Genomic DNA, 14,347 nt, shown 5'->3' with positions numbered 1-14,347 from the left:
ATGTTGTAAAGAAAATGCTATACAAACAAGACATTATTGCAGACTCAATTTTGATGGGTAATAATTCTTGGAAAATTTTGTTTGTCGGGCAAAATAATCGACTTTGTCAACAGTTAAAAAATTATTGTCAAAATATCGTTTTTCTTCATCGTAATTGTTCTTTATCAGAAACAAATTATTCGATCGATACAGAGAATTTTTTTGTTGAATATGATAAAGTTCCTTTAATTTTTTTATTCGTAAAAAATCTGAAAAATTTTAAATTTTCTTTACCTAAAGAATTTATAAATATCAAAAATTATCATCCGCCAAAAGTGATTGTCTTTTGTTCAGAAAAACAATATTTATGGAAACAAAAAATTATCGACAATTATGATATTTTTGATTATATAGAAATAGAAAAATTAGACTTTTCTATTTTAGAAAATAAAACAATAACTGCCTTAAAAAGTTATCAACAAGAAATTAAGTATTTAAACCAGCAACATCAAATTATTAACAAAAAAAATAATAACTATGGCGGAGATTTTTGGCAGAAATTATTATATATATTCCCTATTGCTTTATTTATCAAAAATGCCAGAATCAATAGTATTAATCGCCAAATTTTATGGAAAAATACTAGCAAAATATTATTTGGGATAAATGCCGATCGAAATGTTAATAATACGGCTTTTGATCTCTTTTACGTCATGGTAAAAAATATCAAAGAAGGTATTTGTATTTTCTCAGAAAAAGGAGATATTTGTTTTGTTAATGAATCCGTAATAAATCTACTAGGTTGTCAGGAAGAAGAACTTATGGGAAAATCTTGGTTAAAATTTCTGAAAACCCATATCAAAAATCGAGATTTTTTAATCGAAAATTATCAGTCTTGGCAACAGTTAGAATATGAATTTAAAAGAGATGATGGCAAGATTATTTATTTAACAATTTCTTGTAATCCTATCTATGATTCCGATACAAATTATATGGGAAATTTAGCTATTATCACAGAGATAAAAAATGTAAAAAAAATGGGAGATCATCTTTTAAAGAGTGAGATACAATTAAGAGAAATAACAGCTTTAGTGCCGGGAATGGTATTTCAATTAGGTTGTGATTTTGAAGGAAAATATTTTATAACTTTTGCAAGTAATGCCGTTAAAGATATTTTTGAACTGACTCCCGAAGAAGTTATCCAAGATGTGAATAAAATTTTTAATTTAGTCGATCGAACTCAATTATCAGAATTATATCAAGTAATAGAATTATCCCGTCAATATTTAACAGAATTTCATTATGATTATCAAATTCAAACCCCTAGCGGTAAACATAAATATATTCGAGTTAATTCTTTACCCCAAAAATTACCCGATGGTAGCGTGATTTGGAATGGTATTGCTATTGATGTAACGATCGAAAAACAAAGAGAAGTTGCCTTAAGAGAAAATGCTTTATTACAGCGTGCCATTAACTCTATTATGCGCAAAATGCGAGAAAGTATTGATTTTCAAGTAATTTGTGATACTACCTGTGCAGAAGTAAGAAATATTTTAGATTGTGATCGAGTGGCAGTGTATAAATTTGACTCAGATGGGGGGGGGAATTTTGTTGCTGAAAACATTAAATCTGAATCAATTTCTATGGTTAATGACAAGATAAAAAGAATCTGGAATGATACTTTTTTAAAAACTAATCAAGGAGGAAGGTATCGTGAAGGAGAAAGTTTTTCGGTAAATGATGTCAACTTAGCTAATTTTTCTCAATGTCATTTAGAATTATATCAACAATTTGGAATTAAATCTTTTTCGATCGTGCCGATTTTTTGCGGTAAAGAATTATGGGGTTTATTAGGTGCTTATAATCATCAAGTTTTTTCTTGGCAATCTCGACAGATAAATCTTTTAAGAAAAATATCAACTCAATTAGGTATCGCCATCGAACAAGCGGAATTGTTTTTACAAATTAAACGACAATCTCAAGAATTAAAATTAGCAAAAGAATCCGCAGAAATGGCAAATATTGCTAAGAGTGAATTTTTAGCAAATATGAGTCATGAAATCCGTACCCCCATGAATGCTATCTTAGGTTTTTCTAATTTATTACAAGATTTAATTACAGATAATAGAGCAAAAAGTTATCTTAATTCTATTTCTTCTAGTGGTGAAACTTTAATGGCATTAATTAACGATATTTTAGACTTATCTAAAATTGAAGCAGGAAAAATGCCCATACAATATGAGGTGGTAAATTTATTACATTTATTGCAAGAAGTTGTGAATATTTTTTATCTCAAAGCTCAAGAAAAATCCTTAGATTTACTCTTAGAAATAGATGATTATATTCCCGAAATAGTTATTTTTGATGAAGTAAGATTGAGACAAATTCTATTTAATTTAATCGGTAATGCCATTAAATTTACTGATCAAGGATATGTCAAAATTATTGTCAGGAATAGTCAAAATATTGATCCTAATATCTCTAATTGTGGTTTTTCTATTTCGATCGAAGACACAGGAATAGGTATTATCCCCCATGAGATCGATCGAATTTTTGAATCCTTTACTCAACAAGATGGACAAAGTACTCGTAAATATGGTGGCACAGGCTTAGGATTAACCATTACCAAAAAATTAGTCACCATGCTTAACGGTAACATAAAAGTAGAAAGTCAAGTAAATAAAGGTAGTAAATTTACTGTAGAATTTCCCTCAGTAGCTTGTAGTATTTTGCCGTCAGAAAATACCGTTATTTCTACTGATCATAACCTAGATCAATTCAATCCTAGTCGAATTTTAGTAGTCGATGATATTCAATCTAATTTAGACTTAATGGACGCTTATTTTACCGATACATCTCATCAATTAATCTTTGCTCATAATGGTAAAGAAGCAATACAAATAGCCGTTACATATCGTCCAGATGTCATCTTTTTAGACTTAAAAATGCCCGATATTGACGGAAAAACTATCATTAATTTATTACTAGATAATGAAGTCACAAAAAAAATCCCAATTATTGTGATTACAGCATCAATAAATCCCGAAGAAAAAAAAGAATTAAGTAATTTTGTGGATGGTTTTTTATATAAACCAATTAGTCGCCATCAGTTAGTAATAGAATTAAAAAAAGTATTAATTTCTGAAGAAATAATCCCTCTTCAATCCTCTATAAAACCTTCTGAAAGTCATGAGATAACTGTATGTAAAACTAATCAAGATTTATTTGAATTAATTATTAAATTAGAAGAACAATATATGGAGCAATGGGAAATCATACAACAAACAAAAATAACCTCTAAAATTAGAAAATTTGCCCATAGTTTAGAAGAAGAAGCATTACAGTATAATTGTGGAACTTTATTAGATTATGCTTTAGTTGTACAGGATCAAATTAATTGTTTTGAAGTAGAATTATTAGAAAAAACCTTAACTAAATTTCCTGATGTCGTCCAAAAAATTATCCTTTCTTGTTAGCGAGAAAAGGCTAAAGCCATTACTACAAACTTATTTAATAATTCTTTATTAGTTCGTAGTGAGGGTTTTAACCCTTATTTCACAAATTATTGAGATAAGTATGTTAATTATTGACAAGTATAATCGGGACGGTGGCATTTTCTAAAACCCCTTGAGAAATTGAACCAACAAATAATTCATCGAAAGAGTTATAAGTATGTTTACCCATGATAATTTCTGTAACTTGATATTCTTTAGCTATACGCACAATTTCTTCAGTAATAACTCCAGAAGTAATAATTAATTGATGGTTAATATCCATTAATACTTGTTTAATTTTTGTCTCTATTTCCCTCAAAATTTCTGAGTTTTCTTCATCGGTGACATGAAGCACAATCACTTCACTATCGCTTTTTCTGGCTATCTCTGCGGTTTTGAGTAAAATTCCCGTTAAAGTTGCATCGGCAGGAATAGGGGTTAATAAGATACTTTTTTGAGTAAGATTAATTTTAGTGGGATCAATTTCACCTTTTTCTAATAACTTGGGGGCAAAAGTGGGAATACCCCACGCCCCTAAAGGCGCTGTTATTAATATTGATAGTGCCGCTATAGCTAAAATAGTTTCCCCTCCTTCGATGCCTTGGGCTAATGGAATGCCCCCGATAGCCGCCTGTACTGTGGCTTTAGCGGAATTTCCGGGTAACAAAAATAAACGCTCTTTCCATGTCCAATTACTACCCCATGTTGACAAAAACCACCCGATACCACGTCCAATTAACGTTCCGATCGATAATAATAATATCCCCAGTAAAAGATAATTTGTCAATACACCTAAAGGAATAGTTGCACCTAAAAGCACAAACAAAATAATTTCCGCCACAATCCATAAATTATCAAATCCCTTCCTCAAATTTCGAGCTAAAGGTGCATCCAATTCAATCAGAAAAAATCCCGTTGCCATAACAGCTAAATAACCAGAGAAAAAAGGATAATTTTCCGCACTAACCACTAAAAATAAAGCAATTATCACGGTAATTAAAGCATCTTGAGTACTGTTTTGCGTCCATTTTTGACGGCGTAATAAAGAGACTAAAATGTGAGCCGTTGCCCACCCCATTAAAATACCTAAAGAAATTTGTATGATTATCTGAAATGGTAATAATTGTAAAGCCGTAAGATGAAAATTAGCGAAAGTAAATCCTTCGCTAGTATTAGCAAAAAAAGCTAATAACAAACTAAAAACTAATAACAACATTACATCCGATAAAGCGCTCCCCGTCAAAATCGCATCACTAATGCCTTTTTCTACCCCCCAACCCAAACTTTTTAGCCGTAACATCCCCGGTACAATTACCGCCGGAGATTCTGCACCAATAATACACCCCAATAATAAACCCGTAGCGAAATCAAAATCTAAAAGCCACATTGAAACTAAAGCCACCACGATCGATTCACAACTAGCAGGTAAAAATCCTAATCTGAGTGCCACTGTACCTTGTTTTGATAGTTTATCCGCATCTAATCCTAATCCAGCCTTCATGAGAATAACCATAACAGCAATAACCCGAAAAGAGTCGGCGGATTCTAACATACTCTCACTAAGAATATTGCCGACTTGAGAGCCTAGAATAATACCAATTAAAATCATCCCTACTAAGGGGGGTAACTTTAATCTACGGGCAATTTGTCCTGCAAAAAAGCCCATAAATAAAACCCAAATTAAACTTATTATCATCAGATTTAATCAAAAATAATCAGCAGTATATATTTAGGAATGAGAAATGAGTAATAGGCAATTAGGCAATAGGCGTTAATTAATAACCCACCGTGTAATTCATTACACGGCTAATATTTAACGTTCAATAAATTGAACTAAAAATTTTTGAAAAGGTTTAATTCGCCATTCTCCATTTTCCATTTTCCATTTTCCATTCTTCTATTGACTTTTCAAGCAAAACGTTATATAATTCTCGAAAATGTAGTAAATATGGCATTTAACTTATGAAGGAGGAAGTAAGGTTGGCACGGAAAAGGAAGCGTAAAAGTCGCCGCCGCCTTGAGGGTCGAAAAATTTTAGAACTTGTACCTCACTACTATATCGAAAGTGGAGAAGATAAGCCCGTTACTGCAGCTCGAAAACATATTCGAGCGAACGGAATTACCCCTCCTGCCCTTTTAGTAGTTAAAAGAAATGAGCATACTACCGATCGATATTTTTGGGCTGAAAAAGGACTATTTGGAGCTCAATATGTAGAGGAAAATCATTTTCTTTTCCCTAGTTTAAGAGTAATTAAACCTCAAGTAAAAGTGACTACGCCGTCTTTATCCACAAGTCATTAGATTAGGATAGGTTTTTTTAGGTGTTAGGTTCAGTAACTTCAATGTTTACACAAAGTCTCAAAACCTTGATTTTTCAGTCTTTAACCTAATACCTAATACCTCCCCTTCGCCAAAAAACTTTTTCAGCAAACTCTCAATATTATTTCTCAATCCCACTGGTTAAAACTTCATTACCAGATTCGGTAACTAACACATCATCTTCGATTCTGACACCGATACCTTTCCATATATCTGGAATTTCTGGTTGCCCTTCTACTGGGGTAATGTAAGGTGAAATATAAATACCCGGCTCAACGGTGACAATATTACCCGCTTGAAATTTTACCCAATTATCTTTATCCTGTTTGTATGTCCCAGCGTCATGGACATCTAGCCCTAACCAATGCCCTGTACGGTGCATATAAAAGGGTTTATACTTTTCTTGTTCAATAATTTCTTTACTGTCACCCTCTAATAGTTTAAGCTCTTTTAAGCCTTCCACTAACACTTCTACGGCTTTATCATGAAATTGATTATAGGTATTTCCCGGTTTTACTTGCTCTATGGCTTGGGTTTGAGCGGATAATACTAATTGATAGATGTCTTTTTGTTGAGATGTAAATTTACCATTTACGGGGAAAGTTCGGGTAATATCACCGTTATAATAACCGTAGCAACATCCTGCATCTATTAATAATAAATCTCCTGCTTCGATTTTACGATTATTTTCGATATAGTGCAAAATACAAGAATTTCCTCCTGATGCTACGATCGAGGGATAAGCAACCCCATCACCTCCTAATTGCCTAAAGGTATGTTCTATTTCCGCTTGAATTTCATACTCATAACGCCCCGGTTGGGCAAATTCCCTTGCCCGTTGATGTCCTTTTACTGACAATTCCGTAGCTTTGCGTATCATGACAATTTCCGCTTCACTTTTGATCGATCGTAAGGGATGCAAAACAAAGTTACTATCTTCTAAGGCTTTTGGTCCTCGTCCATTTTTGGGATAACTACCGATTAACTTTCGCCAATGATAAATAATTTTTTCATTGAAAGAGACATCTCGACTTAAATGATAGTAAATTCGATCGCCCGTAATCAGATATTGAGGTAATTTTTCATCTAATTCGTTGATAGGATAAACCACATCAGCACCATAAACATCTTTAGCCCCTTCCACTCCCACTCGATAACCTGTCCAAATTTCTGAGGCTAAATCTTTTGGTTGTACAAAAAGAATGAATTGATGTTCTTCATGGTTAGGAGCAAAAACTGCCACCGCTTCCGACTCATTAAAACCCGTCAAGTAATAAAAATCGCTATCTTGACGATAAACATATTCTACATCGTTGTGCATAACGGACTGGGGCGCACTGCGAAAAACGGCGACTCCCTTACCGATAACACTCATAAATTTTTGGCGACGTTGTTGGTATTCTGTAAAAGTAATCATCAATAATTAAGTTAGGGAAATTAGGGGATTAGGGAATTGGGGAATTGGAGATTTAAGCAATAAATCACTGTGTAATAAATTACACGACTAATATTTACATTCAATAAATTGAGCTCAAAATTAGGACAGACAGTTTAATTACTCATTCTTCATTCCTCATTCCTCATTATTTTTAACGTGCAGGAGGTAAGGCGACACCTTCCACCGCTAGGCGATAAGGTTCAACGGAATCTGAGTAGTCGATCGGCAACACAGCACAAACATTTTCATGGGGGCGAGGAATAATCACCCATGATTCGAGAGCGGCACCTTCTACTTTTGCCACCGCCTCAATACCAGCAGCCATAGCGGTTTTAACTTCGGAAACATCTCCTCTAATATTGACGTTGAAACGGGCGCTTCCCACCCGAATATAACCCACAAGAGTAACTCTACCAGCTTTTACCATGGCATCGGCGGCGGCTAAAACCCCGGGAAATCCTTTTGTTTCAAGAGACCCTACGGCTGATTGTGAAGGCATAAAAAAAATTCTCCTAAAATAATAATTTAAGTAATAAAAATAAAATAATTTGTCAAAAAAAATCCTTAAAAACGATAAGGTTGAGACTTTTCTGTATATTCGATCGGCAATACATCTACCACATTCGGAGGCGGATTAGGAATAATATAGTGAGTTTGCACTATACCACCGAAGACATTTCCTGCCTCTCGGATGCCTTCAGCCATAGCCCGTTTAACCTCAGAAACCGGACCACGAATAGCGATGACAAAATCACCTTTTTCTGCTTTATCAAAATAAACTAAAGTCACCCTTGCCGCTTTAACCATGGTATCGGCGGCTGCTAAAATAGCGGGGAATCCTAAAGTTTGAATAACTCCTACTGCTTCAGGCATGGATTTTTAAAAAGAATAGCTAATCAAAGGCAATTTTATCATCTCTTGGCTACCAATAATCATTAGACACCAACCACAATTTCGATAGAGACGTTAAATTTTATGTCTCTACGATAGTTTTAGGTATTCAAAATTTAATTTTTTCCAGAAATCTATTAGTAATTGAGAGTGAGTAATATATATTGAGAGGTTTATTGTACCAAAACATCTGTATAATATTTGTTAGAGGAAAGGTAATTAACCTCCGTAAAAACCTTCAATGTCATCATAGTTCATCGAACGAAAATACTCCATCATTCAATGATTGGAGGTGTCAAAATAGAGTAAACCTGACTAACATAATGAGATGCAAATTTTTGGTGATTTTATTCAACAATTTCCCCCAGAAAAAGATTCTTTAGAATTGACTTTTACTCCAACTTCTATTCCTTTGAAAAAACGTTGGCGAAATAATCGTTTATCCGCTTACTTTATTGCGGATTATTTTACGACTTTTTTACCTTTAGATGATGGAGATGCCGAACAACAAAAACGCATTGAAGAAAGTAAAAGTGCTGTTTCTTATATTGCTAATGAGTTGTTAGAAAATGCTATGAAATATAATGACGAAAATAGTAATTCTCAAATCGAATTTGGAGTACATTTTTTAAATAATAACAATTTAATTGCGGTTATTTTTGCTACTAATAGTATTAAATTAGATGATAGAAAAAAATTACAAGATTTTATTGCTAGATTATCTTCTGAAGACACAGAATTTCTTTATATGGAGCAGTTAGAAAAAAATGCTTTGAGTGATGTGGAAGATGATTGTTCAGGATTGGGTTTTTTAACTATAATTAATGATTATGGTGGTAAAATTGGTTGGAAGTTTGACTCGATCGAACCCTTTAACATTGTAACAACAATGGTACAAATACAAGTTTAAATAACATAATTTTAACAATAATTAAAAATATTTAAGATAAAAATATCAACAATACTAACATGGAAAATAAAACAGTAAAAGGAGAGGATTACTTAGTAGAATTAAATGAAAGTAATAAGACAATTAAATTTGTCGGAGAATTAAGTTTAGGAGGACCTCAAGAATATAGTTTAATCAAAGACTTATTAGAATTAAGTACTGAAAACGAGCCTAAAAATATCACGATCGATCTTAGAGAATTATCTTTTTTAAATAGTTCTGGTATAAGTATGTTATCGAAATTTGTCATCGGTTTAAGAAAATATAAACTATTGCAATTAATTATATTAGGTTCAGAGCAAATTCCTTGGCAAAAAAAATCCTTAAAAAATTTACAAAAATTTCTACCCGGTTTAAAATTAGAAATTCATTAATACAAATTATTGCCTATTTCTCATTTTCAATTTGCATCGATATTAACTTAATTTCCTTTCCTTGAATAATTTTATTACTAAATAAATTACATTGAGGACATTGAAAAATCCATTCCTCTGGAGTAAATCTTTCTTGACAAGAATCACAGTAACAAATAATTGGTAATAACTCTATTTTTAGTTGAGCATTTTTCACATTTATCGACTGGTTTTGTTCGATCGAACTGTGTTTAATAACATCAAAAGCGAATTGTAAAGCCGAAGGTACAACTCCCGACATTTTACCAATCGCCATGGTAATTTCAGTTATTTCCGTTGCCTTTTCTTCCATTGCATAGTCAATCGCAAGATTTAAAGTTTCTTCCATGATGCCGATTTCGTGCATTTTTTTACTCTGTTTTTAAAATCATTTCTTTGATAATTTCGATCGCTTTTTCCATACCTTTTTGAGCTAAGATAGATAATTCTTCTCCCAAATTCAGATTTTCAATGGGAATAGTTATTAAAAAACTTTCAGGATTTTTATGATAAATTAAGTTAGTCAAATATAACAAGTATTCAGGATTACAGTAATGCCCATAATCCTGAGAATTATCAATATTAAGTCTTGGTAATTTTATCAGCTTTACTTCAGTTCGATCACGAAGTGGCACTGTGCGATCGTGAAACGGCGCTGCGCGATCGTGACTAGCATCAATGAAAAATACTTGATAAAAGTCCTTAATTTTTTCTACTAATTCAGGAGTTAATTGATGTTGATAAATACATTCTACATTATTTAAACTCAATTCTTCTACTTTTTTCGCTACAATTTGCCCAACCCCATCATCATTTCTTAAAGTATTTCCATAACCAATTATTAAACATTTATGATCATTTTCTTTATTATTTTTAATATTATTAGACAACATTTTATTCTAATTTATCGAATAATTTTTAATACTTTTGTTTTTTTTTCAATACCTCAATCAATCACAGAAAAGTTATTTATTATAATAAAATTTCTTTTAACACTTCCACTGTTTCAATTAATCCTTGGTTAGAAAGACAATTGAGATATTCTTGTATCGTTAAAGGAGGATTTTTTAAATTCATTCTATGTTGACTTATTGCCTGAATAATAATTGTTTCAGCAATATCAATTAACTCTAAAATAAATTCGTCTGGATGAATGGCATAAATTTTGTAATTAGTGAGAATAAAATCAGGAAAATCTTTAAGATTGAAAGTAAGAATCAAGTCTGCTTTTCCATGAATTGCTGTTGCTAAAACATGAATATCATCAGCATCTGGAAGAGTTAAACTAGGAATAAGATATTCATATCCTGTCACTAAAGCATCTTTGATATGACTATTCATTAATTGTTTAGTGCGATCGTGAAACGGCGCTGCGCGATCGAGTTGTGCTAAAGTCAAATCAGGACGATTTTTAAGAACATTTCTCATCCATTCTTCGTGAATTTTATTTGTCCATTTTGCTTGAAACAAATCTGTCATCGCTAACCACATTAGCAAATCTCGCAATGGTGCAGGATATAATACACAAGCATCATAAACAACCGTTAATTTTTTCACTACCCCTTAATATCCCATGTTTAATTCTTGTGCTTGGGCCGTTAATTTTTCTAAAACATATCTTCTTTGAGCTTGTATTTTCTCTTGATAAATCATTAAATCTTGAGCTAAAATTCGGCGACGCACCCCCACTTTCCGAAAAGGAATTTCACCCGATTCTAATAACTGTACCAGATAGGGACGAGAAACATTGAGAATTTCCGACGCTTCAGAAGTAGTTAATTCTGATTTAATAGGTACAATATTTACTTTATCACCCTTAGCTAAATAACTTAAAATTTCTGCTAATTGAGGCAAAACACTGGTAGGAATAATAATATTTTCCCCGTTACTAAACTTTAACTCACAGTTATTATTATTTGGAGAGTGCATAGCTAAAAATTGACTAGCTATTTTTGCAATTTCTTGTTCTGTTGTTATTTGAGGAGGAGATAAAATCATAATCACAAATTATTTACTTATTCTTCATATCATAAAACGAAATAAACGAAATAAACAAAACAAAAGAATAAAAATTAAGTAGGGTTTGCGGAAAAAGTACCAACCGTAAACCCTAATTAACGATTAAGAATGAATAGCTTGATAAAAGTCTCTTGTACCTTTTGCCGACATCGCCTCATTTAAACGGTTTAGGGCGTGAATATAAGCCGCAGTGCGAGGAGAAACTCCCATTTTTTGGCTGATACTCCAAATTGCTTCGGTTTCTTCAATCATTCTCACTTTTAATTTTTCTTGAACTTCTGTTAAACTCCAGTATAATCCATTACGATTTTGTACCCATTCAAAATAACTCACTGTTACTCCTCCTGCGTTGACTAAAATATCAGGAAACACTTTAATACCTTTAGATTCTAATATTTTATCTGCTGAAGATGTAATTGGTCCATTGGCTACCTCAAAAATATATTTAGCTTTGATTTTATCCGCATTTTCTTCAGTGATTTGTTTCTCTAAGGCAGCAGGAATTAAGACATCGACATCAAGGGTTAATAATTGTTCGTTGGTGATAACCTCATGTTCTATGATATTGCAAACGCTATCTTTACAATAAACTCCTGTTACGGTGGGATGATTTTTTTTGTATTGACGAATACTTGGTATATCTAACCCCTGACTAGCATAAATTCCCCCTTGGGAGTCACTGACGGCGACTACTTTATAACCTGATTTTCCTAATAATTCGGCAATTTCTGCCCCGGCATTACCAAAACCCTGTACTGCGATCGAAGTTTTTTCGGGAATTTGGTTAAACTTAGGTAAGATGGTATTAATGACATAAAATGCGCCCGTAGCCGTGGCAGTATCCCTTCCTTTACTTCCCCCCATTGTCTGAGGTTTTCCTGTGACAACTCCCGGAGAAATACGGCGACGAATGATACTATATTGATCCATCATCCACCCCATGATCATCTCATTAGTATAAACATCAGGCGCTAATATATCAATATCAGGACCGATAAAATCGGCGATGGCTTCTATATATCCTCTACTTAATCTTTCTAATTCAGCCTTGGATAATTCTTTTGGATTAACGGTAATACCGCCTTTTGCACCGCCAAAGGGTAAATTTAATAAGGCACATTTGAAAGTCATCCAAAACGCTAAGGATTGCACCTCATCCAGACACACTGAGGGATGATAACGCACTCCACCTTTACCCGGACCTCTGGTGTCATCATAGCGCACTCGATACCCTTGAAAAATTTTTAATGAACCGTCATCCATGCGCACGGGAATAGATACGCTTAAACTTGCTTTGGGATATTTCAGTCTGGAAAACGCATCATCAGAGATTGAAACATATTTTAACGCTTCTTCTAATCTGACGTTAGCATCGGCTAATAAAGACACTGACATAATTTTAAGCTCCTTTTGAACAATGAACAATGAACAATGAAGAATTAAGAATTAAGAATTAAGAATTTCCTTATCACCCTATCACCCTAACACCCCAATTCCCCAACATCCTAATTCGTGATAAACATGGCATCTCCGAAGGAATAGAAACGATACTTTTCTTCTATGGCTTCTTGATAAATACTCATTAATCTTTCCCTACCAATCAAAGCACTAACTAGCATCAATAAACTAGATTTAGGTAAATGAAAATTAGTGATTAAACTGTCTATCACTTTAAATTCATAGCCCGGATAGATAAATAAATTTGTTCTTCCTGAAAAAGCCTTTAATTGTTGATGGTGTTGATATGCACCTTCTAAGGTTCTAACTACTGTTGTGCCGATCGCAATTACTTTTCTTCCTGCTTTTTTTGTTTTCTCAATTAAGTCAACGGTATCTTGATTGAGTTCGATCGATTCGTAGTGCATATCATGGGTTACAATATCTTCTACTTCTACAGGGCGAAATGTGCCAATACCGACATGGAGGGTTATTGTCGCAATATTTATTTGTCTTTTTTTTAACTCGGCTAATAATTCTTCAGTAAAATGTAATCCTGCTGTGGGAGCGGCGATCGCACCTTGTTTTTCAGCGTAAATAGTTTGATATTGTTCAACCTTAGCTTGAGATTCCGTGACATAGGGAGGAAAAGGAATATTACCTACCCTCTCCAAAATTGTCCAAAAAGACTCCGATTCTGGCACATGAAATTGTAAAAATCTGCCTCCCGTTGCCTCATCTTTCCCCATAACAGTGGCTTTCAAGTCGTCACTAAAAATAATTTCACTTCCCACAGAAAAGCGCTTCCCCGGTTTAACTAAAGCTAACCAACAATTATCTTCTTTTTCTTCTACTAATAAAACCTCAACTTCCGCCCCCGTTGACTTTTTACCATACAAACGGGCAGGAATAACCCTAGTATCATTTAACACTAACAAATCCCCCGGTAGTAATAAATCAGGTAAGTTACAAAAAATGCTATGCTCGATCGTGTTATCAGGTTTGACAACTAACAAACGTGAACTATCCCTAGGGGTAACAGGGTTTTGGGCGATTAACTCTGGGGGTAAATAATAATCATAACTAGATAAAAGTCGATCGAGATTCATAGATTTTAGGTGATAGATGATAGGTGATAGATTTTAGGTTAACATGGCTAATTCTTCATTTTCCATTCTTAATTCTTAATTCTTAATTCTTAATTCTTAATTCTTCATAAGTCAATTGTTAAAAAGTATTAAGAAAATTAAGCAAAAGTGGACTTGATACGGCACAATAATTTGCGAAGACAAATAAAACCTCTTCAAAAAATAAATCAGTGAATATACCCCTTGTGGTTTATACTGATGAAAAGAAAAAACTATCTTAATGATAGGAATTTCTAAACTTCCTGAACAGTGAAGTCAAAAAACTGGTCAAATTAATA

General features: G+C 33.2%; 14 protein-coding genes. 4 read left to right on the top strand and 10 right to left on the bottom strand.

What is annotated here, in order from left to right; translation table 11 throughout:
- Positions 1-14: 14 nt before the first annotated feature.
- Complete coding sequence (locus SYN6308_RS00345) at positions 15-3,458, top strand: ATP-binding protein (RefSeq protein ID WP_017292433.1); 3,444 nt, start codon at positions 15-17, stop codon at positions 3,456-3,458.
- Between the two features lie 103 nt (positions 3,459-3,561).
- On the opposite strand, the gene SYN6308_RS00340 is transcribed toward SYN6308_RS00345, so the two are convergent.
- Positions 3,562-5,172, bottom strand: coding sequence for a cation:proton antiporter (locus SYN6308_RS00340; protein ID WP_017292432.1), 1,611 nt, complete (start codon positions 5,170-5,172; stop codon positions 3,562-3,564).
- A gap of 284 nt (positions 5,173-5,456) precedes the next feature.
- On the opposite strand from SYN6308_RS00340, the gene SYN6308_RS00335 reads away from it, so the two are divergent.
- Positions 5,457-5,777 (top strand): DUF3155 domain-containing protein, encoded by a 321-nt coding sequence (locus SYN6308_RS00335; RefSeq protein ID WP_026101832.1) that lies wholly within the window; start codon positions 5,457-5,459, stop codon positions 5,775-5,777.
- Between the two features lie 139 nt (positions 5,778-5,916).
- Here SYN6308_RS00335 and SYN6308_RS00330 read toward each other — a convergent pair whose 3' ends face one another.
- The 3 genes from SYN6308_RS00330 to SYN6308_RS00320 all read right to left on the bottom strand — a co-directional run bounded on the left by SYN6308_RS00330 (position 5,917) and on the right by SYN6308_RS00320 (position 8,106).
- Positions 5,917-7,212, bottom strand: coding sequence for an aminopeptidase P N-terminal domain-containing protein (locus SYN6308_RS00330; RefSeq protein WP_017292430.1), 1,296 nt, complete (start codon positions 7,210-7,212; stop codon positions 5,917-5,919).
- Positions 7,213-7,384: 172 nt separating this feature from the next.
- Positions 7,385-7,732: a carbon dioxide-concentrating mechanism protein CcmK gene (locus SYN6308_RS00325; RefSeq protein WP_017292429.1), complete on the bottom strand. Its 348-nt coding sequence runs from the start codon at positions 7,730-7,732 to the stop codon at positions 7,385-7,387.
- A gap of 65 nt (positions 7,733-7,797) precedes the next feature.
- Positions 7,798-8,106 carry a carbon dioxide-concentrating mechanism protein CcmK gene (locus SYN6308_RS00320; RefSeq protein WP_017292428.1) on the bottom strand — a complete coding sequence of 103 codons (309 nt, stop codon included), beginning with the start codon at positions 8,104-8,106 and terminating at the stop codon, positions 7,798-7,800.
- 346 nt (positions 8,107-8,452) lie between these two features.
- On the opposite strand from SYN6308_RS00320, the gene SYN6308_RS00315 reads away from it, so the two are divergent.
- Positions 8,453-9,034 (top strand): DUF6272 family protein, encoded by a 582-nt coding sequence (locus tag SYN6308_RS00315; RefSeq protein WP_017292427.1) that lies wholly within the window; start codon positions 8,453-8,455, stop codon positions 9,032-9,034.
- A 59-nt stretch (positions 9,035-9,093) separates the two neighbouring features.
- Positions 9,094-9,447, top strand: a complete 354-nt coding sequence (locus tag SYN6308_RS00310; RefSeq protein WP_017292426.1) for a slr1659 superfamily regulator — start codon at positions 9,094-9,096, stop codon at positions 9,445-9,447.
- Positions 9,448-9,460: 13 nt separating this feature from the next.
- Here the strand turns inward: SYN6308_RS00310 and hypA are convergent, their stop codons facing one another.
- The 6 genes from hypA to queA form a co-directional block, all read right to left on the bottom strand.
- Positions 9,461-9,832 carry a hydrogenase maturation nickel metallochaperone HypA gene (gene hypA, locus SYN6308_RS00305; RefSeq protein ID WP_017292425.1) on the bottom strand — a complete coding sequence of 124 codons (372 nt, stop codon included), beginning with the start codon at positions 9,830-9,832 and terminating at the stop codon, positions 9,461-9,463.
- Positions 9,833-9,836: 4 nt separating this feature from the next.
- Entirely contained in the window at positions 9,837-10,358 is a 522-nt protein-coding gene (locus SYN6308_RS00300) for a hydrogenase maturation protease (protein ID WP_017292424.1), read from the bottom strand.
- 79 nt (positions 10,359-10,437) lie between these two features.
- Positions 10,438-11,022 (bottom strand): PIN domain-containing protein, encoded by a 585-nt coding sequence (locus SYN6308_RS00295; RefSeq protein ID WP_017292423.1) that lies wholly within the window; start codon positions 11,020-11,022, stop codon positions 10,438-10,440.
- Positions 11,023-11,028: 6 nt separating this feature from the next.
- A complete protein-coding gene (locus SYN6308_RS00290; RefSeq protein ID WP_017292422.1) occupies positions 11,029-11,463 on the bottom strand; it encodes a helix-turn-helix domain-containing protein in 435 nt (144 codons plus the stop codon).
- 123 nt (positions 11,464-11,586) lie between these two features.
- Positions 11,587-12,879 (bottom strand): Glu/Leu/Phe/Val family dehydrogenase, encoded by a 1,293-nt coding sequence (locus SYN6308_RS00285; RefSeq protein WP_017292421.1) that lies wholly within the window; start codon positions 12,877-12,879, stop codon positions 11,587-11,589.
- 110 nt (positions 12,880-12,989) lie between these two features.
- Positions 12,990-14,030 (bottom strand): tRNA preQ1(34) S-adenosylmethionine ribosyltransferase-isomerase QueA, encoded by a 1,041-nt coding sequence (queA, locus tag SYN6308_RS00280; protein WP_017292420.1) that lies wholly within the window; start codon positions 14,028-14,030, stop codon positions 12,990-12,992.
- Positions 14,031-14,347: the final 317 nt, after the last annotated feature.

This window comes from Geminocystis herdmanii PCC 6308, assembly GCF_000332235.1.
Classification (GTDB): Bacteria; Cyanobacteriota; Cyanobacteriia; order Cyanobacteriales; family Cyanobacteriaceae; genus Geminocystis; species Geminocystis herdmanii.
Note: the sequence above shows the minus strand (reverse complement) of the source record. Positions and strands in the feature narration are given on the sequence as shown.

What these genes read in the sequence shown, in the direction of transcription:
- SYN6308_RS00345 (WP_017292433.1), top strand. Translation starts at nt 15, where the DNA reads ATGCTATACAAACAAGACATTATTGCAGACTCAATTTTGATGGGTAAT.
- queA (WP_017292420.1), bottom strand. Translation starts at nt 14,030, where the DNA reads ATGAATCTCGATCGACTTTTATCTAGTTATGATTATTATTTACCCCCA.
- SYN6308_RS00290 (WP_017292422.1), bottom strand. Translation starts at nt 11,463, where the DNA reads ATGATTTTATCTCCTCCTCAAATAACAACAGAACAAGAAATTGCAAAA.
- hypA (WP_017292425.1), bottom strand. Translation starts at nt 9,832, where the DNA reads ATGCACGAAATCGGCATCATGGAAGAAACTTTAAATCTTGCGATTGAC.
- SYN6308_RS00340 (WP_017292432.1), bottom strand. Translation starts at nt 5,172, where the DNA reads ATGATAATAAGTTTAATTTGGGTTTTATTTATGGGCTTTTTTGCAGGA.
- SYN6308_RS00330 (WP_017292430.1), bottom strand. Translation starts at nt 7,212, where the DNA reads ATGATTACTTTTACAGAATACCAACAACGTCGCCAAAAATTTATGAGT.
- SYN6308_RS00325 (WP_017292429.1), bottom strand. Translation starts at nt 7,732, where the DNA reads ATGCCTTCACAATCAGCCGTAGGGTCTCTTGAAACAAAAGGATTTCCC.
- SYN6308_RS00310 (WP_017292426.1), top strand. Translation starts at nt 9,094, where the DNA reads ATGGAAAATAAAACAGTAAAAGGAGAGGATTACTTAGTAGAATTAAAT.
- SYN6308_RS00320 (WP_017292428.1), bottom strand. Translation starts at nt 8,106, where the DNA reads ATGCCTGAAGCAGTAGGAGTTATTCAAACTTTAGGATTCCCCGCTATT.
- SYN6308_RS00285 (WP_017292421.1), bottom strand. Translation starts at nt 12,879, where the DNA reads ATGTCAGTGTCTTTATTAGCCGATGCTAACGTCAGATTAGAAGAAGCG.
- SYN6308_RS00315 (WP_017292427.1), top strand. Translation starts at nt 8,453, where the DNA reads ATGCAAATTTTTGGTGATTTTATTCAACAATTTCCCCCAGAAAAAGAT.
- SYN6308_RS00300 (WP_017292424.1), bottom strand. Translation starts at nt 10,358, where the DNA reads ATGTTGTCTAATAATATTAAAAATAATAAAGAAAATGATCATAAATGT.